Here is a 25,090-nt window from a genome sequence, read left to right on the forward strand (position 1 = left end):
AAAAAACGCTGCCTGGGCAGCGTTATTTTATCGTCTCGTTGTTTTGCTTTTTTTGCAGTACAGCCAAGGGAGTAACTGTCTGCAGTCAGTGCATTAACTGCGGCTCAATACACGGCGCGCTTCGTTATAACGCTTTTTCCAATACGGCTCGTCCATGCTTGAAATCGTCACACCACTGCTGGTGGAAGCATGTACAAACTGATTATTACCGATGTAGATACCAACATGTCGACCCGTTGAACCTGCGCGGAACAGAACTAAATCACCCGTACGTAATTTACTACGTGAAATTGATTTACCTGAATCCTGCTGTTCAGACGTTGAACGAGGCAATTCTAAACCAAATTGTTCGCGGAATGTACGCTGCACGAATGCAGAACAATCAATTCCACTTCTATTGCTGCCACCAAGACGATAACGAACGCCTTTCCAGCTTGCATATTGATCCATGAGACGTGATTTCACATCTACATTACGGACCATCTCTTCGAATTCATCCTGAGAAGCTTGCAGTAAAAAACCATCTTTATTGCCGACTGCATGCTGCTCAGAATGCATATTTGCTGTGTTTGTCGAACTACATGCTGACAGCATTACTGCCACAGCAACAGCGGGAATTACCCGCAAGATATATCTCAAAATAGGCTGAGATTTGACCATTATGTTTGTTATCCCTTGGTGTCCTTAACGATAAATATCGTTATACAAAATGCCAACGTGACGAGACTAATTATCTGGGCTCCATGAAACAATTGCTTAAGAGCAAAACTGTGGCATGACGCACAAATTTATTCACACTGCGAATGTATTGGCTTAAAAGCACAAAACGTATCCGAGGTTACCCTATCAACACTGGCGTGGCGAGAGGTTTTGAAGGTTTTTTTATAAGAAATTGTGATGTTAAAAGAGAACAAGAAATATTGCGCAATTGTTAACCATTGCTGGTGTTTATATATGCAGGTGATTCATTTGCCTGGAGAAGGTGAAAGGTTAAATATTAGGCCATTGGCGGTGTTGGATAAAAAAACATCAGTGAACGTTTCCGAACCCTGATGTTTAACGGGAAATGATGTTTATATGATGTTGCTTGTTTATTTCTTTCTGCCCGGCAAATAACGGTCCAGTAGGCTAATTAACCTGTCGCTTAATGGGGTTAATAATGCCCAGGGTAAACAGACAAGCGCCACAGATAACGAGCCAACGAAGATATCGGTGAACCAATGCGCACCAATCATCACGCGCGGCAACATGAAGATCAGGAAAATTATCACCGCAATGGCAAACGCTTTTTTGCCGAAATATCGCAGCATGAAACCAGTGAAAATCAGAAGCATTAATCCATGATCGCCAGGGAAACTGTCTGACGAAGCATCCTTAGTGGGGAAATGCAGCAATTCGCTGACGCGATAAATATCGGTGAAATAAAGCGTCGGGCTGACGTGAGATTCCGGAATTAAATGGCCGAGCTGATTAATGATAATTGCGCAAAATAGCATCACAATTCCCATGATAACCATGCGACGGCGACCGATTGCGGACTCTTTGCGCCAGTACCAGAAAAACAATGAACCCATGGCTAAAAGTGAAATACCATCGAACACCCGGTTATTGGTTATTGCCACCAGTTCCAGAAAGGCGCGGCTTTTAACCAGTGCCTGGTTGAAGAAATGGAAGATCGTGGAATCAAGCACGAACCATGAACCATGGCCCGCGGGCAGATACCAACTAAAAAATAATGCTAAACCCAGGGCGTTTAGCACCAGAATCAGGGGGAGTCGAATATTATTCATGCAAAACCACAAAATCATTAACAAAGGTGAAAGGGTAGACTTACAAACTTAAACGTAGCTTCAACAACGAGTTTTGTAACGCGTTCCAGTCCACTTCACCGCTATGAATCAACTCTATACGGCTATCTGGCGGAGCAACGTTCTGCGTCTCGATATGAAAATCCTGTCCCTGACGATTAATGCGCACTAAACCCTCCGTGATGCGCAGGACTCCTTTCACGCGTTCAACGGGAACAAGTCTAGCCCATTCCAGAATACCCACTGTGTCAAAAAGTGTGTCTGCATCAAAAATCCAGCCGCAGCCTGTATAGCCCTGGCCGCTATTAATGCTGCGTCTCCAGCGTTGATGCTCAGGCAAACTGAGGGCGGCAAGCCCACGCGCCGCAGCATGGCTATGGCTATGTTCCGGGCTGGATGGCAGTTCCCGCAGGTTCAGCCGTGGTTTGTCGAGCAGGTTGATATCAATGTTGCCGTTCTGCGCATGGATAACTTCACGTTCACCGCCTTCACGTTGTAGCCATTCGCTCAGGGCGCTCCGGCTCACTTCGCTTGCGTGGTCTTCTTTATTAGCAATGATGATATCGGCGGCGGCGAGCTGGTCGCGGAAGTTGTCATTATTGACTGTGCGTTCGTCCAGCAACTGGCGTGGATCCAGCAAACACAGTGTCGCGTTGAGTTCAATCCACGGTTGGTAAACTTCGGCGGTGAGCATATCAAGAATTTGTTTCGGATGACCGAGGCCGGTGGGTTCGATAAGCAGGCGGTCAGGTTTGCCCTGGCGCAGCAAAGTATTCAGGCCGACCTGCATCGGCAGCCCGTTCACACAACACATGCAACCGCCGGGGATTTCTTTCAATAATGCGCCGCTGTCGGCTAACAACGCGCCGTCGATACCGACTTCGCCAAATTCGTTGACTAGCACCGCCCATTTTTCATGTTCAGGTTTATTGGCCAGCAAATGCAAAATCGTGGTGGTTTTTCCGCTACCGAGGAACCCGGTAATTAAGTTAGTTTTAGTCACAGGCGCTCCGGACAGGTTAACTGAATCTTTAAGTTTCCCTATCCTGAACGACATTGACCAAAAATTGAAGCGTGAACGGTCTTCATGTCCCTATGAAGACATTTTGATGATATTAATCGACAAGTTTTGCTACAGCTGCGCGCGCGCCGTTGGCTGATAATTCATTCCATGCGGAAGTGACGCGAGTTACAAATTCTTCATTCAATGGCAAGTCACTGCCAAAGATTTCGTGCAGGCTGAGTAGGGCGTTGACGCGTTCATCATCGGTGCTGTTTTCGACCAGTGTTTTGATTTTCACCGCCAGCGGGTCGCGAATATCAATCTCGTTCCCGGCATCATCGCTGCCGCTTACATAGCGCATCCATCCGGCAATTCCCAGCGCCAGGCACGGCCACTCATCGCCTTGTTGCAGATGCCAGCGGACACTCTCGAGCATGCGTTGGGGCAGCTTCTGGCTGCCGTCCATCGCGATTTGCCAGGTGCGGTGTTTCAGCGCTGGGTTATCAAAGCGCTCAAGCAAGTTATGCGCATACTGCGGCAAACTCACGCCGGTGACACGTAAAGTCGGTGCCTGTTCTTGCATCATTAAGCGGTGCGCAGCCTGGCGGAAATTCTGGTCGGCCATACAGTCATTAATATGCTGGTATCCCGCGAGGTAGCCAAGATAAGCCAGGAAAGAGTGGCTGCCGTTGAGCATCCGAAGTTTCATTTGCTCCCACGGCATCACGTCATCGACCATTTCTACACCGACTTCTTCCCACGCTGGGCGGCCTGCCACAAAATTATCTTCAATCACCCACTGAATAAACGGCTCGCCTGAAATTGCACATGGGTCTTCAACGCCTAACACATCTGTAATTTCTTGTAGCGACTCGGGCGTTGCCGCAGGCACGATTCTGTCGACCATGGTACTCGGGAAGGTCACATGTTCGCGGACCCAGTCGGCTAATTCCTGGCTGCGAGTTTCCGCCATACCAATGACTGCGTTACGCACCACATGGCCGTTATCAGGAATGTTGTCACAGGACAGCACGGTAAACGGACGCAGGCCGCGTTCACGACGGCGATTCAGGGCTTCAACCAGAATACCCGGTGCGGAATGGGGCTCAGTCGGATTTTGTAAATCGTGAATAATGCGTTCGTTATTGCTATCAAGCTTGCCGGTTGCCGGGTCGATGCAATATCCCTTTTCAGTCACGGTAAGAGACACAATCGCGACCTGGGGTTCGCAGAACTTCTCAATGATGGCATCCAGCCCATCAAGTTTAGCATTTAGGCATTCGTTAACCGCCCCGACAATAATCGCCTGGTTGCCGTCACGACCCTTTTCCAGCACGGTATACAAATGATCCTGCGCGCGCAGTGCACTCATTAACTTATCGCCGCTAAACAGACTTATTTCGCAAATGCCCCAGTCACCGCCTAGCTTATTGAGCACCCGGTCAGTCAACAGCGCCTGGTGTGCGCGGTGAAACGCACCAAAACCAAAATGGACGATGCGGGTTTTTAAAGCCTTGCGGTCATAACCAGGCTGTTGAATGACGGCAGGTAACGTGACTGAAGCAATTGTGTTCATAAAATGCAAATCCTGATTAACCAATTAGTAACATGGCTTAGTCTAAAGTTATATGACAACAAATTAAATTGGTGTGCTGCCTTTATCCCTTTAATGTGAGCTGGATCAACCAATATCACCGCAAAATTTGACCGGATAGAAGAATCCGGTATGGTAGTCAGCAATACAGTATTTATGAATTGGTATGACAACTTAACTGAGGAACTGTCGATGGAACAAACATGGCGTTGGTATGGCCCAAAAGACCCGGTATCTCTGGATGATGTGCGTCAAGCGGGCGCGACCGGTGTCGTTACTGCTCTGCATCACATCCCAAATGGTGAAGTCTGGCCGGTTGCCGACATCAAAGAGCGTCAGGCTGTATTGGCAGCAAAAGGGCTAACCTGGTCCGTGGTAGAAAGTATTCCGGTCCATGAAGAAATCAAAACGCATTCCGGTGACTACGATAAGCATATCGCCAACTACCAGCAGAGCATTCGTAACCTGGCTGAATGTGGCATCGACACCGTGTGCTACAACTTCATGCCGATTCTGGACTGGACACGTACCGACCTGGAATACCAATTGCCAGACGGTTCAAAAGCGCTGCGTTTTGACCAGATTGCTTTTGCAGCGTTTGAGCTGCACATCCTCAAGCGCAAAGGCGCTGAAGCGGATTACAGCGAAGAAGAGCAGCGCCAGGCGCTGGACTACTTCAACAATATGTCTGATGCCGAAAAAGAAAAATTGACCCGTAATATCATTGCCGGGTTACCTGGTGCGGAAGAGGGTTACACCCTTGACCAATTCCGTGCACGCCTGGCGGAATACGATGGCATCAGCAAAGATCAACTGCGTGAAAACATGGCCTACTTCCTGCGTGCGATTGTTGCCGTAGCAGAAGAAGTTGGCGTGCGTCTGGCGGTTCACCCGGATGATCCACCGCGTCCGATTCTGGGCCTGCCGCGTATCGTTTCAACCATTGAAGATATGCAGTGGCTGAAAGAAACCGTCGACAGCATTTATAACGGCTTCACCATGTGTACGGGTTCTTACGGCGTTCGGGCTGATAACGATCTGGTGCGGATGATTGAAACCTTCGGCGATCGCATTCACTTTACTCACCTGCGCGCAACGTGCCGTGAAGATAACCCGAAAACCTTCCATGAAGGCGCACACCTGCAAGGTGATGTGAACATGGTTGCGGTAGTGAAAGCGATTTTGACTGAAGAACAGCGTCGTAAAAACGCCGGTGACGTGCGTCCAATCCCAATGCGTCCGGATCACGGCCATCAGATGCTTGACGATCTGCACAAGAAAACCAACCCTGGCTACTCAGCGATTGGCCGCCTGAAAGGTCTGGCTGAAGTACGTGGTGTGGAACTGGCTCTGAAACAGACGATGTTCCCGGATCTGCTGAAGTAAGATTTCAAGCCCGATAGAAAACGCGCCTTCTGGCGCGTTTTTTTATGGCTGCATCATAGACCTATTTATACAGACCCAGGTTACCCGTGAGCCCGGTGATTTTTTTCTTCGGTCCAATTAACCCGATTGCGACCAGCTCGATGTTATTGCTCGAAACAGCAGCAATACGTTCCCCATATTCATCATATGTCTTACAAGACTGCGCCAGAGCGCTGAAGGGCATCGTATAAATCTCTTCGTCAGCTTCAGCAATGTTGAGCAGCTCCTGTATATAAGCTCCGGGTGCCAGCAGAATCGGCAAAGGGGCATATATAACGCCAGGATAATTGACGGCATCTGCACTTTGCATGTCAGGACCCACCAGATTTTCCACCGTATGGCCGAAACTCATACCAATAACGCTGGCGGCGTTGATGGCAAGCCCAGGGCTTAGGTCTTTATCAATAATAATTGTGCTTCGATGTAGGCTGGCGTCGAACTTCATATTTTATCCTCGCAGGGGAATCTGGAATGGCTCGTGGAGTCGCTCTTTGTGTTCAATATAATGCGGGAAGCTCGCGGGAAATTGCTGTCTAAATAGCTTGAAAAATGCACGTAATAAGGCAGGATTAACCTAATTATTACCTAAAATTAAAAGGATCTGACCTAATGGCCTTAAGCACAACAGATGTAAAGATTCTTGCTCTCTTACAAAGCGATGCGCGTATGACGAACCAGTCTGTGGCCGATTCCATTGGGTTATCCGCTTCACCTTGCTGGCGAAAAATACGCAAGCTTGAAGAAGATGAAGTGATTCAGGGTTACCGCGCAGTAATTAACCGTCGCAAAATCGGCCTGGCAGTCATGGTGTTCGTTCGTGTAACCATAGACAGCCACAGTGAATCAGAAGCGAAGAAGTTTGAAGAGGAAGTCGCGGCACTTGAGGATGTGGTTGCGTGCTACAGCATCGGTGGCGATGCCGATTTCTTATTGCAGGTGGTGGCGCGCGACCTGGATTCTTATGCGGATTTTGCCATGTCAGTAGTACGTCGTTTACCGGGGATTAAAGAGATGCAGAGTATGTTTGTGCTCAAGGAGATCAAACCGCTGGTGAGCTATCCGATTAAAAAATAATTTTGCCCAAAATAAAAACCCGCCGCAGCGGGTTTGATGTCTGTCGGTTAAACCGCAAAACACTGGTTAGTCTGCGCGACCCATAGAGCGCTTTTCAGCGATATGAATACGGATCTTCTCACCTGTCACCATATATTCTGGAACCTGAATCACCAGGCCAGTAGACATCGTTGCAGGCTTGGTGCGGGAGCTTGCTGACGCGCCTTTAATGCCCGGTGCCGTTTCAACAATTTCCAGGTCCACAGTCTGCGGCAGTTCAAGTGCGAGCAGTTGGCCATCCCAGGTCAGAACCTGCATGTCTGGCATGCCGCCTTCAGGAATGAATTGCAGCTCTTCTTCAATCTGATCTTTGGTGAAGATATACGGGGTGTAATCCTCTTTATCCATGAACACGTATTCGTTGCCATCAATGTAAGAGAAGTCAACGTAACGGCGGGTCAGAGTGATGGTGTCGACAATGTCATCGCCTTTGAAGCGCTCTTCAACTTTCTGGCCAGTGCGGACATCAGAAAAACGCATTTTATAAAGCGTTGCTGCGCCACGGGCGCTAGGTGCCTGGATATCGATATCTTTAACAATCAGCAACTTGCCGTTGTAATTCAGTACCATACCCTTTTTGATTTCGTTAGCTCTTGGCATCGAAGTTTCCTGTAAAAAATTGAGGAGCGAAAATATTGCGTCAAATTACTCGCGAGGCGCATTTCAGGCAAGCGGATTTAATGGATAAATCGACATAGTAAAGCTGCGTCACTACTGCTACAGTCCCGACTCTTGTCAGCCCACCGGAGCATTGATGATGGACTGCCGTCCCGATTGCGGCGCGTGTTGTACCGCGCCATCTGTATCAAGCCCGATTCCGGGCATGCCCAATGGCAAACCTGCGAATACAATTTGCGTTCAGCTCGGCGCGGACATGCGCTGTAAAATCTTTACTTCGCCGTTGCGGCCAAAGGTATGCGCCAGCCTGCAAGCGTCCCGCGAAATGTGTGGTACCACGCGCCAACAGGCAATGGATTACCTGATTTATCTCGAAGCGGCGACCGCGCCTTAAATGTCCTTTATTCTCACCATGCAATACGCGGTGATAGCTATCATGCCCAGCGCGATATAAAACACCGTGTGGTAGTTCCAGATCTCCGCCACCACACCTGCCATAGAGCCTGCGATAATCCAGCCGACACGCGTGGTATTAGTATAAAGCGTCGTTGCGGCACCGGCCTGGCCAGGCATTAAATCCTGAAAATAGAGCATGCCGATACCGGCCAGAATGCCGATGAAAATCGCATTCAGCAGTTGCAAGCCGAGCAGCATATATTCGTTGTGGATCGTCAGCATCCCAATGTAAAACAGCAGGCCAGCGACGCCCGCAATACGCATCAGTAAACGTTTTCCAAAGCGTTTAGCGTAATATCCGGCGATCAGCATGGTTGGGATTTCAAGCCCGGCTGCAGTTCCCATCATCACGCCCGCCAGTTTCTCCGGCAGATGCAATTCATTAATGATGTAGAGCGGCATATTAATGATGTAGAGGCTGTTACAGCCCCACATCATGGTACAAGCGACAAACAGCAGCAGGGCATCGCGACGGTTACGGCGTGGCGCTTCAAGTTTGGTGGTTTTCGCTACCCCCTCTTTACGCATCGACGGTAATAACATCCGTACCATCACGCTGCACACCACAAACGCGAAAGCCGCACACAAATACATGGTGGTAAAGCCAAAACCGAGCGCCAGCGCGTAAGCGATAGGCGGGCCAATCACCCATGCCAGCGAAACCTGCGCACGCAAAATAGAGCTGAACATCACCGCTTCGCGACCCGTGTGGTCGGCGTGTTCGCGCGCAAGGGCAAACATTTGTGGGTTGGCGGTCGAGCCAAAGCTACTCAGGAATACACCGACGAACAGCAACACGAAATAGTTGCGGTTCCAGGCAAACAGCACGCAGGCGAGAGCGCCCAATAAGCAGCAGACAAAAATCAGCGATTTGCGGTCGCCTTTACGGTCAGAACGGCCAGCCAAAAACTGACTGACTAAAATACCGATGACGGCGCTACCGGTGAAAAAGAAACCGACCATCGCTGGACGGACATGCACTTCTTCAGTCAGAAACAAACTCAGAGTCGGGGTTTGTAATGCTCCCGCAATTCCGGTTAAAAAAGCTACAATCAAAAAGGCAGAAGAAGTGATATCAAGGGGCTTACGGGTTGCCGCTATGGGGGAGTTTTGCATTCTCTCGGAGTCGCTTATCAATGAACGCGCGGAGTTTACGCGCCTTGTCTGTAAATAAACAGTTGTTCAAATCAAAAGCGACACGAATAGATAAAACGCCGTTCCTTATTGTGTTCAGCAAAAGCTGACGCTCAATAAAGCCGTGCTGAAAGCACTGTGATGTCGCTCACTTTTGCGGCGTTAGACGCGGCGAAAATGTGCGTAACCTCTAAATTTCGGTAACGAAATCACAACAACTCTTGCCTGATTCGCGGGGAATCATCACACTCCTTGAAACGTTTCAGCGTCGTCTTATTTTGTATCAGGAGTGGGATGGCGCATTTTTTCTCATTGCAGCTGAATCGTTTCAATTCAGCAGGAGAGGAGAACCATGTTCCAGTTATCTGTACAAGACATCCACCCAGGCGCAAGCGCCGGGAATAAAGAAGAAGCCATACGTCAGGTTGCCGCTGCGCTTGCGCAGGCCGGGAACGTCAGCATTGGCTACGTTGAAGGTATGCTGGCCCGTGAGCTGCAAACCTCGACCTACCTTGGCAACGGCATTGCCATTCCACATGGCACTACTGATACCCGCGATCTGGTGCTGAAAACCGGTGTTCAAGTGTTCCAGTTTCCGCAAGGAATCGAGTGGGGCGAAGGCCAAACTGCCTATGTTGCTATTGGTATCGCCGCGAGTTCCGACGAGCACCTTGGTTTACTGCGTCAGCTGACGCATGTGCTGAGTGATGACGACGTTGCTGAACAACTCAAAACGGCAACTTCAGCAGAAGAGCTGCGTGCGTTGCTGATGGGCGAAAAACAGTCTGCATCTTTACTGTTTGATAACTCCTTACTGGCGTTGGATGTGACCGCAACCGACCTGATGACGCTGCAAGCATTGAATGCCGGGCGTATTAAACAGGCGGGTGCTGCAAGTGCTGCATTCGTCAGTGATGTTGTTTCCAGCAAACCGCTCTATCTGGGGCAGGGTATCTGGCTGAACGACAGCACCGAAGGCAATCTCGCCAGTGCGGTGGCTATCAGCCGTCCTGCTTCTGTTTTTGAAGCTGAAGGCCAACCGGTATCGCTTTTGATGACGGTTGCAGTGGCCGACGACCAACCTTTGCAAGTTCTTAATCGCCTGAGCGACATGCTGATCAATAACACGGCTGACCGGTTGCTGAACGCAGATGCGCCAGAGCTGCTGACGCTGCTGACTAGTGATGAAGCCGTGACTCAAAACAGCCTGAGTGCCGAGTTCCAGATTCGTAACGAACATGGTTTACACGCCCGTCCTGGTACGGTGCTGGTGAATACCATCAAACAATTTAATAGTGAGATTACCGTGACAAACCTTGATGGCAGCGGGAAACCGGCCAATGGTCGTAGCCTGATGAAAGTCGTCGCGTTGGGCGTGAAAAAAGGCCACCACCTGCGTTTCACCGCTCAGGGTGATGATGCTGAACTTGCGCTGAAAGCTATCGGTGAAGCGGTTGCCGCCGGTCTTGGTGAGGGGGCTGTATGAGTCGTCGCGTCGCAACAATTACTCTGAACCCGGCTTACGATTTAGTGGGTTACACCCCGGAAGTTGAACGCGGGGAAGTGAACCTGGTGCGTACTACCGGCCTGCATGCCGCAGGGAAAGGTATTAACGTTGCTAAGGTACTGAAAGATTTAGGCATCGACGTCACCGTGGGTGGTTTCCTCGGTAAAGATAACCAGGACGGATTCCAGCAGTTGTTCAGTGAACTGGGCATTGCCAACCGTTTCCAGGTGGTACAGGGTCGCACCCGTATCAACGTAAAACTGACGGAAAAAGACGGTGAAGTGACCGACTTTAACTTCTCCGGTTTTGAAGTGACCCCGGCAGATTGGGAACGCTTTGTTGCCGATTCCCTGAGCTGGCTCGGCCAGTTTGACATGGTTTGCGTCAGCGGCAGCTTGCCGGCAGGTGTATCTCCAGAAGCGTTCACCGACTGGATGAAGCGTCTGCGCAGCCAGTGCCCATGCATCATTTTCGACAGCAGCCGCGAAGCATTAGTCGCTGGCCTGAAAGCCGCTCCGTGGTTAGTGAAACCTAACCGCCGCGAGCTGGAAATCTGGGCGGGTCGTAAACTGCCAGAAATGAAAGATGTGATTGAAGCCGCTCACGCCCTGCGTGAACAGGGGATTGCACACGTGGTGATCTCTCTGGGTGCCGAAGGTGCGCTGTGGGTTAACGCATCCGGTGAATGGATTGCAAAACCGCCAGCTTGTGAAGTCGTCAGCACTGTAGGTGCCGGGGATTCCATGGTGGGCGGACTTATCTATGGCCTGTTAATGCGCGAGTCCAGCGAACATACCTTACGCCTTGCGACCGCCGTCGCCGCTTTGGCAGTAAGCCAGAGCAATGTCGGTATCACCGACCGTCCTCAACTGGCGGCCATGATGGCCCGTGTTGATCTGAAACCTTTTAACTGACAGCAGGAGAGGAACAATGAAAACGCTGCTGATTATCGAACCAGGTCTTGGGCAAGCTCGCGCCTATCTCGCGAAAACGCTGCTCGGAAGCGCTGCGGCTAAAGCACGCTTGCAGATTATCGACAATCCAAACGATGCTGAAATGGCCATCGTTGTAGGGACTGCCATTCCTGCTGATAGCTCGCTGAATGGCAAAAAAGTATATCTGGGTGATATCGACCGTGCAGTTCAGCACCCGGAACTGTTTTTAGGTGAAGCGAAAGACAAAGCGAAGCCTTACACCGCTCCAGCTAATGCAGCCCCGGTTGAACTGGCGAAAGGGCCGAAGCGTATTGTCGCGGTGACGGCTTGCCCAACGGGTGTCGCGCATACCTTTATGGCGGCAGAAGCCATTGAAACCGAAGCTAAAAAACGTGGCTGGTGGGTAAAAGTCGAAACACGCGGCTCTGTAGGCGCGGGTAATGCGATTACTCCGGAAGAAGTGGCAGCAGCAGATTTAGTGATTGTTGCGGCTGATATCGAAGTGGACCTGGCGAAATTTGCCGGGAAACCGATGTATCGCACTTCAACTGGCTTAGCGCTGAAGAAAACAGCGCAAGAGCTGGATAAAGCCGTTGTTGAAGCTAAACCTTTCGAAGCGAAAGGGCAGAGTGCTGCCAGCGCTACAGAAGGGAAGAAAGAGTCCGCAGGCGCTTATCGCCACTTGCTGACAGGCGTTTCGTTCATGCTGCCGATGGTTGTTGCGGGTGGTCTATGTATCGCACTGTCGTTTGCATTTGGTATCGAAGCGTTTAAAGAACCCGGCACATTAGCCGCCGCACTGATGCAAATTGGTGGCGGTTCAGCCTTTGCGCTGATGGTTCCGGTTCTGGCAGGTTACATCGCGTTCTCCATCGCTGACCGTCCAGGTCTGACGCCAGGTCTTATCGGCGGTATGTTAGCGGTGAGTACCGGTTCTGGTTTTATCGGCGGGATTATTGCGGGCTTCCTCGCAGGTTATATTGCGAAGTTGATCAGCACTAAGCTGAAATTACCTTCCAGCATGGAAGCACTGAAGCCTATCCTGATTATTCCTTTGTTCTCCAGCCTGATTGTCGGGCTTGCGATGATTTATCTGATTGGTACGCCAGTTGCGAAAATCCTCGAAGGCCTGACTCACTGGCTGCAAACCATGGGCACGGCGAATGCGGTTCTGCTGGGCGCAATCCTTGGTGGCATGATGTGTACTGACATGGGCGGGCCGGTAAACAAAGCGGCTTATGCGTTTGGTGTCGGTTTGCTGAGTACCCAAACTTACGCTCCGATGGCCGCTATTATGGCCGCAGGTATGGTGCCACCGCTGGCAATGGGTCTGGCAACGCTGGTTGCGCGTCGTAAATTCGACAAAGCGCAGCAAGAGGGCGGTAAAGCAGCGATGGTTCTCGGTCTGTGCTTTATCACCGAAGGAGCAATCCCGTTCGCCGCGCGTGACCCAATGCGTGTATTACCGTGCTGTATCATTGGCGGAGCGGTGACTGGCGCAATCTCTATGGCGGTCGGCGCTAAACTGATGGCACCACATGGCGGATTGTTTGTGCTGTTAATTCCAGGCGCTATTACCCCGGTTGTGGGTTATCTGATTGCGATTGTGGCGGGAACACTGCTGGCGGGTCTGTCTTATGCCTTCCTGAAACGTTCTGAAACAGAGTTAGCGGTTAAAGCGGCATAGTTCCGGCATAGTTCCGAAGGTCGGATAAGCGCAGCGTCATCCGACAAAAATAGCAAGCTCCCGGCATCCACCGGGAGCTTTTTTTATGCCTACGCGGCAGCGGTTTCGTGCTGCTGAGCTTTCAACCAGGCAATCTCTTCAGCCCAGATATCCGGATTCGTGGTTTCCAGAATTAACGGAATACCGTCAAAACGGTTATCGCGCATGATCCAGGCAAACGGCGTGTGGCCGATGTTCCCTTCACCCAGGCTGTTATGGCGGTCAACACGGCTACCAAAAGCACTTTTGGCGTCGTTAAGGTGCATACCGCGCAGATACTGGAAGCCCACAATTTTGTCGAACTCAGCGAAAGTATTTTCGCAATCAGCTTCCGTCCGCAAGTCATAACCCGCCGCAAAAGCGTGGCAAGTATCAATACAAACGCCGACGCGGGATTTGTCTTCCACACCATCAATGATGGCGGCCAGATGCTCAAACCGGAACCCAAGATTGCTGCCCTGGCCTGCGGTGTTTTCAATCACCGCCGTCACGCCTTCGGTTTTATCCAGCGCGATGTTGATCGACTGCGCAATGCGCGCAAGGCACTCTTCTTCAGGGATTTGCATCAAATGGCTGCCGGGATGGAAGTTCAGCAGCGTCAAACCCAACTGCATGCAGCGTTCCATCTCATCAATAAAAGCTTCGCGGGATTTTTCCAGCGCTTCTTCAACCGGGTGGCCGAGGTTAATCAGATAACTGTCATGGGGGAGGATTTGACCCGGACCGTAATTGTACTTTTCACAGGCGCGTTTGAATTGGGTGATAACTTCTTCGGTCAACGGTGCTGCACGCCACTGACGTTGGTTTTTGGTGAACAGGGCAAAAGCAGTGGCTTCCAGCTCGTGTGCGCGAATTGCGGCATTTTCCAGACCACCTGCGGCACTAACATGTGCGCCAATAAACTTCATCATTCTTTCTCCTGTCAAAACCCGCTACCGGGAAACGAACAATGATAGCGGGTTCAGGAGGAAATATCAGGCCATTAAATGGTGGATGCCGAGGTTAATCGCGCCGCCACCGACAATCAGCCAGACAAACAGCACCAGTGCCATCAGCAGCGGGCGCACACCGGCCTTTTTCAGCGCGCTGAAGTGCGTGGTCAAACCTAACGCCGCCATCGCCATTGCCAGCAAGAATGTATCCAGTGTAATCAGGGCATTAACTGCCCATGCTGGCAACAAGTGCAGCGAGTTAAACATTGCCACCACAATAAACAGCACTGCAAACCATGGGATGGTGATTTTGCTTTTCTGCGCCTGACCTGCTGGAGCGAGCTGTTTAACGCGCGCTGCCAGGAAAATCAGGAACGGAGCCAGCATCATTACGCGCAGCATTTTAGCAATCACGGCTGCGTTTTCAGTTTCAGGGCTGATAGCATGGCCCGCCGCCACCACTTGCGCCACTTCATGCATGGTCGAACCGGTGTAAATCCCAAAGGTTTCCGGTGTGAACCACTGTGTGACATACGGATAAATCATTGGATAAATGAAGATAGCTAGCGTACCGAAGATCACCACCGTTGCGACGGCTACCGTCACTTTACTGGCTTCGGCTTTAACCACCGGTTCGGTTGCCAGAATCGCTGCCGCACCGCAAATGCTACTACCTGCACCAATTAACCAACTGGTTTGTTTATCCAGCCCGAACACTTTTTGACCCAGCCAGCAGGCGAGGGCAAAAGTGCTGGTTAATGTCAGAACATCAATAATCACGCCGCTGGCACCGACGTCGGCAATTTGTGAAAACGTCAGTCGAAAACCGTACAGAATGATCCCCAGGCGCAATAAATGCTGCTTGGCAAACAGCACGCCACCATCACAGTGCTGCCAGATTTTGGGGTAGAGCGTGTTGCCAATCACCATCCCGCACAAAATAGCGAGCGTCAGTGCTCCCAGGCCAAGTGCCGCAACGGACGGAATATTGCCCAGCCACAGCGCCAACGCTGTAATTGCCCCTGCCAGCGCAAGCCCTGGCAGAAAGTGCCACAATGTATGTCGATGAGTGGGAATTGATAACGTAGCCATAACCTTCTCCTTTGTATAGCCGTCATACTTCAAGCCGCAGGTGCGTTGGCTGCACGCGCTCACCCGAATCACTTACCGGCGTAAGCTCATCGGGTTTCTCGCGCTTGCCGCCTTCCTGCAACTCGAATTATTTTGGCTTTATTGGCAAAAGAATAAGTCCTGCTGGTTTAAAAATAAAATTGATTATATATTTATAATTAATCTGAATAAGTGTTAAGGCGTGCTTAATATGCATATCACCCTACGGCAACTTGAAGTGTTTGCCGAAGTGCTCAAAAGCGGTTCCACTACTCAGGCTTCGCAAATGCTGGCGCTGTCGCAGTCAGCGGTGAGTGCGGCGTTGTCGGATCTTGAAGGGCAGTTGGGCGTGCAATTATTTGACCGGGTCGGTAAGCGGCTGGTGGTCAACGAACATGGCCGCTTGTTGTATCCGCGCGTGGTGGGTTTGCTGGAGCAGGCAATTGAAGTCGAACAGCTATTTAAAGAAGACAACGGCGCGATTCGTGTTTTTGCCAGTAGCACTATCGGCAACTATATACTGCCGGAAATGATTGCCCATTATCGCCGTGATTTTCCCTCGCTCCCCCTCGAAATGAGCGTCGGCAATAGCCAGGACGTGATTAACGCCGTGGCGGATTTCCGGGTTGATATCGGCCTGATTGAAGGCCCAAGCCACATGACCGAACTGGTGACAGAGCCGTGGCTGGAAGACGAGTTAGTGGTATTTGCACCACCAGATGCGCCGTTATTACAACAACCCGTCACGCTGGACACGCTGGCAAAACAGCCGTGGATCCTGCGCGAGAAAGGCTCCGGCACCCGCGAAATCGTGGACTATCTGCTGCTTTCGCATTTGCCGCAGTTTCATCTCGGCATGGAGCTGGGAAATTCAGAAGCGATTAAACACGCGGTGCGTCATGGCTTAGGGATTAGTTGCTTATCGCGCAGAGTGATTGCCGAACAGCTGGAAAGCGGTTCGCTGGTGGAAGTTCCGGTGCCGCTACCGCGCCTGGTGCGCACGTTATATCGCATTCACCATCGCCAGAAACACATTTCTAATGCATTGCTGCGTTTTTTGAAGTATTGCGATGAATAGTTATTTTTAGCAGATTAATATCTGGAATCATAAGAATAAGCCTGGCCTGGTTGGCAGGTTTATTCATTTTTTAACTTTATTATTTAATGATTGATATTTAACTTGTTAGTATCATTATCGTCACTCCGGTATAACGGCATTATTGTTTATGGCTGCTCATATATAAACGAATTTCAAACGGCATTTAAATAACAGATAAGTCGCTATTATTCGTATTGCATATATAAAAGTGCAATGCGAAGCTGTGCCGGAATTCAATTATAATATATAGGGTTGTTATGAAAAAGTTACTTATTGCAGTCGTTGCTTCTATGGCGTTAGCCGGTTGTGCGCAACAAACCTTTACCATCAAACATGATATTGCTGAAAAGCCGACTCAGGAAGTTAAACAGGCCTTCTTCGTCCAGGGCTTAGGGCAAACGCAGACGATTGATGCCGCTCAGGTCTGTGGTGGTGCGGATAAAGTGGTTCGTACTGAAGTTCAGGAATCCGGAATGGATGTGCTGTTGCGTGTTGTCACGCTCGGGATTTATACCCCGCGTGAAGCCCGCGTATATTGCTCTAAATAAAATATAAAGCCAGTGATTAATACTGGCTTTAATTATCTCATTAAGTTTTTTATTAGCAGTTTGATTGACTCATCGTTTATATATCGCCCTTTAGGATGGCGTTTTTAAACTCAAGGGTTTTCATCATGAAGAGTCTGTTTATTACCGGTGCCACCGGTTTTTTGGGCGGGGCTGTATTAACGCGCGCACTTTCCGATACATCTATTGAATCCATTTTGTTACTGGTTCGGGCAAACTCTCCAAAAGAGGGCGTAGAAAGAATCAGAAATAACCTCGCTAAATTTGGTTGCAGTGAAACCTTACTCACAAAAATAAACGAACGAAATATTTTACTCGGCGATTTAGCTAATTCAGAAGACTTTTTGAATGACGACCGACTTTCTGGCGTGACTCATGTTATTAACTCTGCGGCAGTCGCCTCCTTTGGCGATAACGCACTGATTTGGAAGGTGAATGTCGAAGGCACGTTGAAGTTCGTTAAACGCATGGCCGATGTGGCGGGCTTAGTTCGTTTTGTGCACGTCGGAACCGCAATGTCATGTGTTCCTGAAGCCGGAACGCTGGTCACTGAAAGCATGACGCGCAAGCCTGAAGAAGAGCATCTGGTCCAGTACACCTGGTCAAAATCCACCATTGAACAATTGATGATTGAACATTGCCCACAGCTTCCTTTAGTGATTGCCCGTCCGTCTATTGTCGTCGGTCACAGTGAAGAAGGCTGTCGTCCATCGAGCAGTATTTTTTGGGTATTCCGCATGGCGCTGATGCTCGGGAAATTCATGTGCTCTCTGGAAGATAAGATTGACGTTATCCCCGTCGATTATTGCGCCGAAGCCTTGCTGTTATTAACCAAAAGCGCGGTACTGAGTGAAACGGTTTACCATATTTCCGCAGGCGATACCGGCAGCACGCAGTTTATCGAAATCGACAAAGCCATGGCCGCAGCATTGAATCAGCAACCTATTTCTTCCCACTACCAACAAGTGGATTACAGCGAGCTGGTTAAAGGTCGCCGCGAATTCAAGTCTATTTATGGCCCGTGTAATGAACGTCTCATGCTCAGAGCGATGCGTTTATACGGTGAATTCTCAATGCTGAATGTGCGTTTCTCGAATAAAAAACTGCTGGATTTAGGGATGTCACCGCCGCCTCGTTTTGTTGACTATATTAACCGCTGCGTGGAAACCACCCGCGACTTTAGTATTCCGGAGTTGATGAAGGTCGATTTTAAGTAACCCTTTGAACTCAGTGGGGAAGGGATTCCCTCACATCATAACCCGCGTAATAACCCTTTCTCTGGCCTGTATCATAAGTGCTTTACTTATAATCCGGCCCGGATCATGAAGCTCTCTTATAACAGCGTATTTCTTCTATATGTATGAGACTGGTTTGCTACAATCTCGCCTCATTTTTAGGAAGGACCGCAATTTTCTATGGTTTCTCAAGATAAAACAACACAAGCGCCTGGCTTACGTCGTGAGCTAAAAGCGCGCCACTTAACGATGATCGCCATCGGCGGTTCCATCGGTACCGGGCTATTTGTTGCCTCTGGTGCAACCATTTCTCAAGCGGGCCCAGGCGGCGCGCTGCTCTCCTATATGCTGATTGGTCTGATGGTGTACTTCCTGATGACAAGCCTGGGCGAGCTTGCGGCTTATATGCCGGTTTCTGGCTCTTTCGCCACCTATGGGCAGCAATACGTTGAAGAAGGCTTCGGCTTCGCACTGGGCTGGAACTACTGGTACAACTGGGCGGTGACCATCGCGGTTGACCTGGTGGCATCACAACTGGTGATGAACTACTGGTTCCCTGACACCCCAGGCTGGATCTGGAGTGCGCTGTTCCTCGGCATCATGTTCTTGCTCAACTACATTTCCGTTAAAGGTTTTGGCGAAGCAGAATATTGGTTCTCACTGATTAAAGTCGTCACCGTGGTGGTGTTTATCGCCGTTGGCGTGATGATGATTCTGGGCATCTTTAAAGGTGCGCAACCTGCTGGCTGGAGCAACTGGACAATTGGCGATGCGCCATTTGCGGGTGGCTTCTCGGCGATGATAGGCGTGGCGATGATAGTCGGTTTCTCCTTCCAGGGAACTGAGCTTATCGGTGTTGCGGCGGGCGAATCTGAAGATCCAGGTAAAAATATTCCACGCGCGGTTCGTCAGGTATTCTGGCGTATCCTGCTGTTCTATGTGTTCGCGATTCTGATTATCAGCCTGATCATTCCTTACACCGATCCAAGCCTGCTGCGTAATGATGTGAAAGACATCGGCGTCAGCCCATTCACGCTGGTCTTCGAGCACGCGGGTCTGTTGTCTGCGGCGGCTGTCATGAATGCGGTTATTCTGACGGCGGTACTTTCTGCGGGTAACTCCGGGATGTACGCATCAACGCGTATGCTTTACACCCTGGCGTGCGACGGCAAAGCGCCACGCATTTTCTCTAAGCTTTCCCGTGGCGGAGTGCCGCGTAATGCGCTGTACGCAACAACTGTTGTCGCGGGCCTGTGCTTCCTGACATCTATGTTCGGGAACCAGACCGTTTACCTGTGGCTGCTGAATACTTCAGGTATGACGGGCTTTATCGCCTGGTTGGGGATTGCCATTAGCCACTACCGTTTCCGCCGTGGTTATGTGAAGCAAGGGCTGGATCTCAAAGACCTGCCGTATGTTTCTGGCTTCTTCCCGCTGGGGCCAATCTTTGCTTTCGTCCTGTGCCTTATCATTACTCTGGGCCAGAACTACGAAGCATTCCTGGCTGATAAAATCGACTGGGCTGGCGTGACTGCCACTTACATCGGTATTCCGCTGTTCCTGGCGATCTGGTGGGGCTACAAAATTACTAAAGGAACTCGTTTCGTGAAATACAGCGAAATGACTTTCCCGAAAACGTTTAAAAACGAGAAGTAAAAGTCAAAGTAAAGCAAAAAGGGCGCGATTATCGCGCCCTTTTTGCTTTTGGCAGTCAATAACATTTCATGCCCTTCCCCTGAATGCAGTAGCCAAACATTACAAATTTTAACAATTTGATTGATAACTATTCTCGTTTATTTTATGGTGTCGCCACACTTTACCCCGGCTGGATGTTGGTGAGTAAGGCTTGCAGTCGCTTGCCAATGTAGCAAGCGTCGCATTAGGAATGTGAGCGCAATCTATTTGTTAAATATTGTTTGCCATTCACCTCATGGAGAAAGGAATGTTAAGGTTGAATCCCATCGTCCGGGGAGGACTTTGCGCGTCAATAATCAGTGCTGCGTTTCCAGTCATTGCCACTGAATACGAAGACACCGTGGTTGTGACTGCGTCCGCCAGCGAGCAAAGCCTCAAAGATGCGCCTGCCAGTATTAGCGTTATCACTCAAGAAGATCTGAAAAAGAAACCGATCCAGAACCTGAAAGATGTCTTGCAGGAAGTTCCCGGTGTGCAGCTCACCAACGAAGGGGATAACCGCCAGGGCGTCAGTATTCGTGGCCTGAGTAGCAGCTACACGCTGATTCTGGTGGATGGTAAACGAGTGAATTCGCGCAATGCCGTATTCCGTCACAATGATTTCGACCTTAACTGGATCCCAGTCGATGCGATTGAACGTATCGAAGTGGTGCGTGGGCCAATGTCCTCGCTCTATGGTTCCGATGCGTTGGGCGGCGTGGTCAACATTATCACGCGTAAAGTCGGCAAAGCCTGGCACGGCACCGTAACAGCAGATACCACGATTCAGGAAAAACGCGATCGGGGTGATTCTTATAACAGTAATTTCTTCGTCAGCGGCCCAATCGTTGACGACCTGCTCGGGGTGAAAGTTTACGGCAACCTCGGCAAGCGCGAGAAAGACAAACAAGAATCTTCCAATACCAGCGCCACGGGTGAAACGCCACGCATCGAAGGCTTCACGTCGCGTAGCGGCAGCGCCGAATTTGCGCTGACCCCAACTGAAAACCAGGATATGACTTTCGGTTACGGGTTTGACCGCCAGGACAGAGATTCTGACTCGCTGAATAAAAACCGCATGGAACGCCAGGATTACTCCATTTCCCACAATGGTCGTTGGGATTATGGCAATACCGAACTGCGCTTCTATGGCGACAAAATTGATAACCTCAATCCGGGCAATAGCTCGCCAATCACCTCACGTAATAACAGCCTCGACGGTAAACTGGTTCTGCCATTAGGCGAGATAAACCAGTTGCTGACCTTCGGCGGTGAATGGCGTCACGATAAGTTAAGTGACCCGGTAAACCTGACTGGCGGCACCAGCTCCGAAACATCCGCCAGCCAGTACGCACTGTTCCTGGAAGACGAATGGCGGATTTTCGAGCCGCTGGCGTTGACCACCGGCATCCGTATGGATGACCACGAAACATACGGCGACCACTGGAGCCCGCGTGCCTATCTCGTTTATAGCGCGACAGACACCGTCACAGTAAAAGGTGGTTGGGCGACCGCGTTTAAAGCGCCTTCTTTATTACAGTTAAGCCCGGACTGGACCAGCAACTCTTGCCGTGGCTCTTGTAAGATTGTCGGCAGCTCCGATTTGAAACCAGAAACCAGCGAAAGCTTCGAGCTTGGCCTGTATTACGCCGGTGATGAAGGCCTGCTGGATGGCGTAAGCGGGAGTATCACCACCTTCCAGAACGATCTGGAAGATATGATTGATATCAACCGTACCGCCAATCGTGCGCTGGCACCGTCCTATTCGAATTTTGTGGGTTTTGACAGTGCGGGGAACCCTATCTTCAAATACTACAATGTCAATAAAGCGCGTATTCGCGGCGTGGAAACCGAGGTGAAAGTACCGTTTAACGATCAATGGAAATTGACGTTGAACTACACCTATAACGATGGTCGTGATTTAAGTAATGGTGGTAACAAGCCGTTGTCTTCTCTGCCATTCCATACCGCAAACGGTACGCTGGACTGGGTACCACTGGATGACTGGTCGTTCTATGTTTCTGCCAACTATACCGGCGAGCAGCGTGCGACAACCAGCAGCGAACCCACGCCTGGCGGTTACGTAGTGTGGAATACCGGTGCAGCGTGGAAGGCGACGAAAAACGTTAAACTGCGTGCGGGTGTGCTGAACCTGGGTGACAAAGACTTGAGTCGTGACGATTACAGTTACAACGAAGATGGTCGTCGTTACTTTATGGCGGTGGATTACACGTTCTAAGTTTTTGCCCTCACCCTAACCCTCTCCCAAAGGAGAGGGCCGGGGTGAGGGGAAAAATACTAAGCCAAATGCTCCGCATGAAAACGCAGATGGTCTTCAACGAACGACGCAATGAAATAATAACTGTGATCGTAACCCGGCTGGACGCGAAGCGTTAACGGCCAGTTCTTCTGCCGCGCCACTTCCGCAAACTGTGCCGGTTGTAATTGATCGGCCAGGAACTGATCGGCATCCCCCTGATCGATAAGCACCGGAGTAGACTTGCTCTCGTCAGCCTGCATCAGCAAACAGCAGCTATCCCATTCACGCCATTTCGCTTCGTCAGCACCTAAATAAGCCGCAAAGGCTTTTTGCCCCCATGGCACACGCGTTGGGTTCACAATCGGTGCGAAGGCAGAAACGGAACAGTAGCGGCCTGGGTTTTTCAACGCGATGCTCAATGCACCATGGCCACCCATCGAATGCCCGAAAATAGACGCTTTGTCGCTAATACTGAAGTTATCAGCGATCAACGCGGGCAGTTCTTCATTAATGTAGTCGTACATACGGAAATGCCCGGCCCACGGTTCTTCGGTGGCATTCAGGTAAAAACCTGCGCCCTGGCCGAGATCGTAACTTTCGCTATTAGGCACGTTTTCACCGCGTGGGCTGGTATCCGGCATCACCAGCACAATGCCCAATTCAGAAGCGACACGCTGCGCACCGGCTTTGGTGGTAAAGTTTTCATCGTTACAGGTTAAACCAGACAACCAATAGAGAACCGGTGGAGGAGTGGTGCGCGGCGTTGGAAGAAAAATACTGAACGTCATCTGGCATTTCAATACTGTGGAATCATGGCGCCAGCGCTGCTGCCAGCCTTCAAAACATCGGTGTTCTTCTAGTAGTTCCATCCAGAGGTCCTTATTTATATTCAAGATCGATGAATAACTTTCACTTCTCCCCAGTCTAGTCATGCTGCATCATGCTGGCAACGAAATCGTAACAATCGGGGGTTGTGTGGCGGCACGTATCGCGTTGACGGGATTTTTAGTGTTAGTCGTCGCAATGGGCATTGGCCGTTTTGCGTTCACGCCGCAAGTCCCGTTGATGATAGCAGAAGGGCAACTTACCTTAACCAGCGCGGGTTTGGTAGCAGCGATTAATTACCTCGGTTATCTGGTTGGCGCGTGGGATGCCATGCGGGCGCACCGGCGTGTCGAGATGCGATTAATGGCTGGCGTCTGGGGGGCGGTGATTTTAACACTGCTTTCAGCCACCGTAGATTCCGCACTGTGGCACGCGTTAATTCGTTTTCTTATTGGATGTGCCAGCGGCTGGGCGATGGTATTAATTGCGGCCTGGACGAACGAACAACTGGCGCATTTAGGTAAACCCGGATTAAGCGCTGCGGTATTTGCAGGGCCGGGGGCCGGAATATTTATCAGCGGTTTGCTGGCGGTTGCGATTCACAGCTACGGGTTATCGGCCAGCCATGCGTGGTTGGTTTATGGCGTTTTAGCGCTGCTATTTATTGTGTTAATCGCCCGCAACTTACCGCGCAAGGGCGAACTACATCGCCCGGAAACTGCACCAGAGCCGTTGGTTTTAACGCCGCAGCTTAAACGCCTGGTCTGGAGTTATAGCCTGGCGGGATTTGGCTATATTCTTCCCGCGACATTTCTATCGCAAATGGCCAGCGCCCGCTTCCCTGGCAGCGCGTTTGCGCAGTTCGTCTGGCCTATATTCGGTGGCGCGGCAGTGTGCGGTATTTTGCTCGGTATTGCTGCGCGTCATTTGTTGCAAAGTCACCAACGCCTGGCGCTGGTTCTGTGGCTACAAGCCCTTGGGGTATTCGCCTCAGATATGATTCCCGGTATGTTCGGGCTGGTGTTAGGTTCGTTGCTGGTGGGCGGAGGCTTCTTATGTGCGGTGCAATTATCGCTACTCTGCGGGCGCGAGCTGGCACCAAAACATACCCGCTATATGGCAGGATTACTGACCACCGGTTATGCGATGGGGCAGTTAGTTGGGCCGATGCTCTCGGCATTATCGACGTCACTGACCGGGCAGCTTGAGCCTGCATTATATGTCGCCGGTTTCGCGTTATTGATTAGCGGTGGCCTGGTGTGGCGAAGGTATTGACGATTTCAATAATTATCGTTCGCACTACTGGATTATGCGACCGCGCTCACGCACAATGAGCGCACACTTTGCCCCTATGAGGGCAGGGGTCAGCCACACCTGCAGGAGAAAACAACATGTCATCACTCAGTCCAGAAGCCGCACTGGTTCACGAAGCATTGGTTGCTCGCGGTTTAGAAACCCCGCTGCGCCCACCTGTGCGTGAGCTGGATAACGAAACCCGCAAGCGTGAGATTGCCGAACATATGACGGAAATCATGCAGTTGCTCAATCTCGATTTGAGCGACGATAGCTTGATGGAAACCCCGCATCGCATCGCAAAAATGTATGTCGATGAGATTTTCTCCGGTCTCGATTACGCCAATTTCCCGAAAATCACCGTCATCGAAAATAAGATGAAGGTTGATGAAATGGTCACGGTGCGCAACATTACGTTGACCAGCACCTGCGAACACCACTTCGTGACTATCGACGGGAAAGCGACCGTTTCGTATCTCCCGAAAGACACGGTGATTGGCCTGTCGAAAATTAACCGCATTGTGCAGTTCTTTGCCCAGCGCCCGCAGGTTCAGGAACGCTTAACTCAGCAAATCCTGATTGCTCTGCAAACCCTGCTTGGCACCAACAATGTGGCGGTATCTATTGATGCGGTCCATTATTGTGTGAAAGCGCGTGGTGTGCAGGATGCGACAAGTGCGACCACGACCACGTCGTTGGGTGGATTGTTTAAATCCAGCCAAAACACTCGCCAGGAATTTCTGCGCGCTGTGCGTCATAACTAATCATTAAGTGAGC

Annotated in this window: 23 protein-coding genes; 13 read left to right on the top strand and 10 right to left on the bottom strand. The window is 50.6% G+C overall.

Annotated features, from left to right (window positions below; all coding sequences use genetic code 11):
* Positions 1–93 precede the first annotated feature (93 nt).
* The 4 genes from mepS to M2371_RS01685 all read right to left on the bottom strand — a co-directional run bounded on the left by mepS (position 94) and on the right by M2371_RS01685 (position 4,387).
* Positions 94–660 carry a bifunctional murein DD-endopeptidase/murein LD-carboxypeptidase gene (gene mepS, locus M2371_RS01670; RefSeq protein ID WP_034497047.1) on the bottom strand — a complete coding sequence of 189 codons (567 nt, stop codon included), beginning with the start codon at positions 658–660 and terminating at the stop codon, positions 94–96.
* A 431-nt stretch (positions 661–1,091) separates the two neighbouring features.
* A complete protein-coding gene (locus M2371_RS01675) occupies positions 1,092–1,790 on the bottom strand; it encodes a phosphatase PAP2 family protein (protein ID WP_172893606.1) in 699 nt (232 codons plus the stop codon).
* Positions 1,791–1,830: 40 nt separating this feature from the next.
* Positions 1,831–2,811, bottom strand: a complete 981-nt coding sequence (locus M2371_RS01680) for a GTP-binding protein (protein WP_259266714.1) — start codon at positions 2,809–2,811, stop codon at positions 1,831–1,833.
* Between the two features lie 112 nt (positions 2,812–2,923).
* A complete protein-coding gene (locus M2371_RS01685; protein WP_259266715.1) occupies positions 2,924–4,387 on the bottom strand; it encodes a mannitol dehydrogenase family protein in 1,464 nt (487 codons plus the stop codon).
* 210 nt (positions 4,388–4,597) lie between these two features.
* Here M2371_RS01685 and uxuA point away from each other — a divergent pair, with 210 nt between their 5' ends.
* Positions 4,598–5,791 (top strand): mannonate dehydratase, encoded by a 1,194-nt coding sequence (gene uxuA, locus M2371_RS01690; protein WP_034497037.1) that lies wholly within the window; start codon positions 4,598–4,600, stop codon positions 5,789–5,791.
* A gap of 61 nt (positions 5,792–5,852) precedes the next feature.
* Here uxuA and M2371_RS01695 read toward each other — a convergent pair whose 3' ends face one another.
* A complete protein-coding gene (locus tag M2371_RS01695) occupies positions 5,853–6,275 on the bottom strand; it encodes a DUF2000 domain-containing protein (protein ID WP_259266716.1) in 423 nt (140 codons plus the stop codon).
* Positions 6,276–6,439: 164 nt separating this feature from the next.
* On the opposite strand from M2371_RS01695, the gene M2371_RS01700 reads away from it, so the two are divergent.
* The gene (locus tag M2371_RS01700) at positions 6,440–6,904 is read left to right on the top strand and encodes an Lrp/AsnC family transcriptional regulator (protein WP_115627776.1); all 465 of its coding nucleotides are present in this window, start codon (positions 6,440–6,442) and stop codon (positions 6,902–6,904) included.
* Between the two features lie 66 nt (positions 6,905–6,970).
* Here M2371_RS01700 and yeiP read toward each other — a convergent pair whose 3' ends face one another.
* On the bottom strand, positions 6,971–7,543 hold the full coding sequence (yeiP, locus tag M2371_RS01705) for an elongation factor P-like protein YeiP (protein ID WP_034497033.1): 573 nt from the start codon (positions 7,541–7,543) through the stop codon (positions 6,971–6,973).
* Between the two features lie 157 nt (positions 7,544–7,700).
* Here yeiP and M2371_RS01710 point away from each other — a divergent pair, with 157 nt between their 5' ends.
* Positions 7,701–7,955 carry a YkgJ family cysteine cluster protein gene (locus M2371_RS01710; protein ID WP_115631783.1) on the top strand — a complete coding sequence of 85 codons (255 nt, stop codon included), beginning with the start codon at positions 7,701–7,703 and terminating at the stop codon, positions 7,953–7,955.
* Here M2371_RS01710 and setB read toward each other — a convergent pair.
* Positions 7,952–9,133, bottom strand: a complete 1,182-nt coding sequence (setB, locus tag M2371_RS01715; protein ID WP_259266717.1) for a sugar efflux transporter SetB — start codon at positions 9,131–9,133, stop codon at positions 7,952–7,954. The two genes, M2371_RS01710 and setB, sit on opposite strands and share 4 nt — an antisense overlap.
* Positions 9,134–9,503: 370 nt before the next feature.
* On the opposite strand from setB, the gene fruB reads away from it, so the two are divergent.
* From fruB to fruA, 3 genes are read left to right on the top strand one after another with little or no spacing between them, the layout of a single operon-like run.
* Complete coding sequence (gene fruB / locus M2371_RS01720) at positions 9,504–10,637, top strand: fused PTS fructose transporter subunit IIA/HPr protein (RefSeq protein ID WP_034497028.1); 1,134 nt, start codon at positions 9,504–9,506, stop codon at positions 10,635–10,637.
* Positions 10,634–11,572 (top strand): 1-phosphofructokinase, encoded by a 939-nt coding sequence (gene fruK, locus M2371_RS01725; protein WP_115627779.1) that lies wholly within the window; start codon positions 10,634–10,636, stop codon positions 11,570–11,572. Before fruB ends, fruK begins: the two co-directional genes overlap by 4 nt.
* 16 nt (positions 11,573–11,588) lie before the next feature.
* On the top strand, positions 11,589–13,280 hold the full coding sequence (fruA, locus tag M2371_RS01730; RefSeq protein WP_259266718.1) for a PTS fructose transporter subunit IIBC: 1,692 nt from the start codon (positions 11,589–11,591) through the stop codon (positions 13,278–13,280).
* An 89-nt stretch (positions 13,281–13,369) separates the two neighbouring features.
* Here fruA and nfo read toward each other — a convergent pair whose 3' ends face one another.
* Positions 13,370–14,227 carry a deoxyribonuclease IV gene (nfo, locus tag M2371_RS01735; protein WP_259267249.1) on the bottom strand — a complete coding sequence of 286 codons (858 nt, stop codon included), beginning with the start codon at positions 14,225–14,227 and terminating at the stop codon, positions 13,370–13,372.
* A 66-nt stretch (positions 14,228–14,293) separates the two neighbouring features.
* Positions 14,294–15,343 (bottom strand): YeiH family protein, encoded by a 1,050-nt coding sequence (locus M2371_RS01740; protein ID WP_034497019.1) that lies wholly within the window; start codon positions 15,341–15,343, stop codon positions 14,294–14,296.
* Between the two features lie 229 nt (positions 15,344–15,572).
* Between M2371_RS01740 and yieE the strand changes: the two genes are divergently transcribed.
* The 5 genes from yieE to cirA all read left to right on the top strand — a co-directional run bounded on the left by yieE (position 15,573) and on the right by cirA (position 22,174).
* Entirely contained in the window at positions 15,573–16,439 is an 867-nt protein-coding gene (yieE, locus tag M2371_RS01745) for a DNA-binding transcriptional regulator YeiE (RefSeq protein WP_259266719.1), read from the top strand.
* A gap of 278 nt (positions 16,440–16,717) precedes the next feature.
* The gene (locus M2371_RS01750; RefSeq protein ID WP_034497014.1) at positions 16,718–17,008 is read left to right on the top strand and encodes a Bor family protein; all 291 of its coding nucleotides are present in this window, start codon (positions 16,718–16,720) and stop codon (positions 17,006–17,008) included.
* 125 nt (positions 17,009–17,133) lie between these two features.
* Entirely contained in the window at positions 17,134–18,243 is a 1,110-nt protein-coding gene (locus tag M2371_RS01755; protein ID WP_259266720.1) for an SDR family oxidoreductase, read from the top strand.
* A gap of 198 nt (positions 18,244–18,441) precedes the next feature.
* Entirely contained in the window at positions 18,442–19,917 is a 1,476-nt protein-coding gene (locus tag M2371_RS01760; RefSeq protein WP_172893617.1) for an amino acid permease, read from the top strand.
* Between the two features lie 286 nt (positions 19,918–20,203).
* The gene (gene cirA, locus M2371_RS01765; protein ID WP_259266721.1) at positions 20,204–22,174 is read left to right on the top strand and encodes a catecholate siderophore receptor CirA; all 1,971 of its coding nucleotides are present in this window, start codon (positions 20,204–20,206) and stop codon (positions 22,172–22,174) included.
* A 59-nt stretch (positions 22,175–22,233) separates the two neighbouring features.
* On the opposite strand, the gene fghA is transcribed toward cirA, so the two are convergent.
* Positions 22,234–23,064, bottom strand: a complete 831-nt coding sequence (fghA, locus tag M2371_RS01770; protein ID WP_259266722.1) for an S-formylglutathione hydrolase — start codon at positions 23,062–23,064, stop codon at positions 22,234–22,236.
* Between the two features lie 106 nt (positions 23,065–23,170).
* Between fghA and M2371_RS01775 the strand changes: the two genes are divergently transcribed.
* Both M2371_RS01775 and folE read left to right on the top strand, forming a co-directional pair.
* A complete protein-coding gene (locus M2371_RS01775; RefSeq protein WP_172893620.1) occupies positions 23,171–24,295 on the top strand; it encodes a YbfB/YjiJ family MFS transporter in 1,125 nt (374 codons plus the stop codon).
* A gap of 116 nt (positions 24,296–24,411) precedes the next feature.
* Positions 24,412–25,077: a GTP cyclohydrolase I FolE gene (gene folE / locus M2371_RS01780; protein WP_034497002.1), complete on the top strand. Its 666-nt coding sequence runs from the start codon at positions 24,412–24,414 to the stop codon at positions 25,075–25,077.
* Positions 25,078–25,090 lie beyond the last annotated feature (13 nt).

The sequence above is a fragment of the Buttiauxella sp. BIGb0471 genome, assembly GCF_024807715.1.
In the GTDB taxonomy this organism is placed as follows: Bacteria; Pseudomonadota; Gammaproteobacteria; order Enterobacterales; family Enterobacteriaceae; genus Buttiauxella; species Buttiauxella agrestis.

What these genes read in the sequence shown, in the direction of transcription:
- mepS (WP_034497047.1), bottom strand. Translation starts at nt 660, where the DNA reads ATGGTCAAATCTCAGCCTATTTTGAGATATATCTTGCGGGTAATTCCC.
- M2371_RS01675 (WP_172893606.1), bottom strand. Translation starts at nt 1,790, where the DNA reads ATGAATAATATTCGACTCCCCCTGATTCTGGTGCTAAACGCCCTGGGT.
- M2371_RS01685 (WP_259266715.1), bottom strand. Translation starts at nt 4,387, where the DNA reads ATGAACACAATTGCTTCAGTCACGTTACCTGCCGTCATTCAACAGCCT.
- uxuA (WP_034497037.1), top strand. Translation starts at nt 4,598, where the DNA reads ATGGAACAAACATGGCGTTGGTATGGCCCAAAAGACCCGGTATCTCTG.
- M2371_RS01695 (WP_259266716.1), bottom strand. Translation starts at nt 6,275, where the DNA reads ATGAAGTTCGACGCCAGCCTACATCGAAGCACAATTATTATTGATAAA.
- M2371_RS01700 (WP_115627776.1), top strand. Translation starts at nt 6,440, where the DNA reads ATGGCCTTAAGCACAACAGATGTAAAGATTCTTGCTCTCTTACAAAGC.
- yeiP (WP_034497033.1), bottom strand. Translation starts at nt 7,543, where the DNA reads ATGCCAAGAGCTAACGAAATCAAAAAGGGTATGGTACTGAATTACAAC.
- M2371_RS01710 (WP_115631783.1), top strand. Translation starts at nt 7,701, where the DNA reads ATGGACTGCCGTCCCGATTGCGGCGCGTGTTGTACCGCGCCATCTGTA.
- setB (WP_259266717.1), bottom strand. Translation starts at nt 9,133, where the DNA reads ATGCAAAACTCCCCCATAGCGGCAACCCGTAAGCCCCTTGATATCACT.
- fruB (WP_034497028.1), top strand. Translation starts at nt 9,504, where the DNA reads ATGTTCCAGTTATCTGTACAAGACATCCACCCAGGCGCAAGCGCCGGG.
- fruK (WP_115627779.1), top strand. Translation starts at nt 10,634, where the DNA reads ATGAGTCGTCGCGTCGCAACAATTACTCTGAACCCGGCTTACGATTTA.
- fruA (WP_259266718.1), top strand. Translation starts at nt 11,589, where the DNA reads ATGAAAACGCTGCTGATTATCGAACCAGGTCTTGGGCAAGCTCGCGCC.
- nfo (WP_259267249.1), bottom strand. Translation starts at nt 14,227, where the DNA reads ATGAAGTTTATTGGCGCACATGTTAGTGCCGCAGGTGGTCTGGAAAAT.
- M2371_RS01740 (WP_034497019.1), bottom strand. Translation starts at nt 15,343, where the DNA reads ATGGCTACGTTATCAATTCCCACTCATCGACATACATTGTGGCACTTT.
- yieE (WP_259266719.1), top strand. Translation starts at nt 15,573, where the DNA reads ATGCATATCACCCTACGGCAACTTGAAGTGTTTGCCGAAGTGCTCAAA.
- M2371_RS01750 (WP_034497014.1), top strand. Translation starts at nt 16,718, where the DNA reads ATGAAAAAGTTACTTATTGCAGTCGTTGCTTCTATGGCGTTAGCCGGT.
- M2371_RS01755 (WP_259266720.1), top strand. Translation starts at nt 17,134, where the DNA reads ATGAAGAGTCTGTTTATTACCGGTGCCACCGGTTTTTTGGGCGGGGCT.
- M2371_RS01760 (WP_172893617.1), top strand. Translation starts at nt 18,442, where the DNA reads ATGGTTTCTCAAGATAAAACAACACAAGCGCCTGGCTTACGTCGTGAG.
- cirA (WP_259266721.1), top strand. Translation starts at nt 20,204, where the DNA reads ATGTTAAGGTTGAATCCCATCGTCCGGGGAGGACTTTGCGCGTCAATA.
- fghA (WP_259266722.1), bottom strand. Translation starts at nt 23,064, where the DNA reads ATGGAACTACTAGAAGAACACCGATGTTTTGAAGGCTGGCAGCAGCGC.
- folE (WP_034497002.1), top strand. Translation starts at nt 24,412, where the DNA reads ATGTCATCACTCAGTCCAGAAGCCGCACTGGTTCACGAAGCATTGGTT.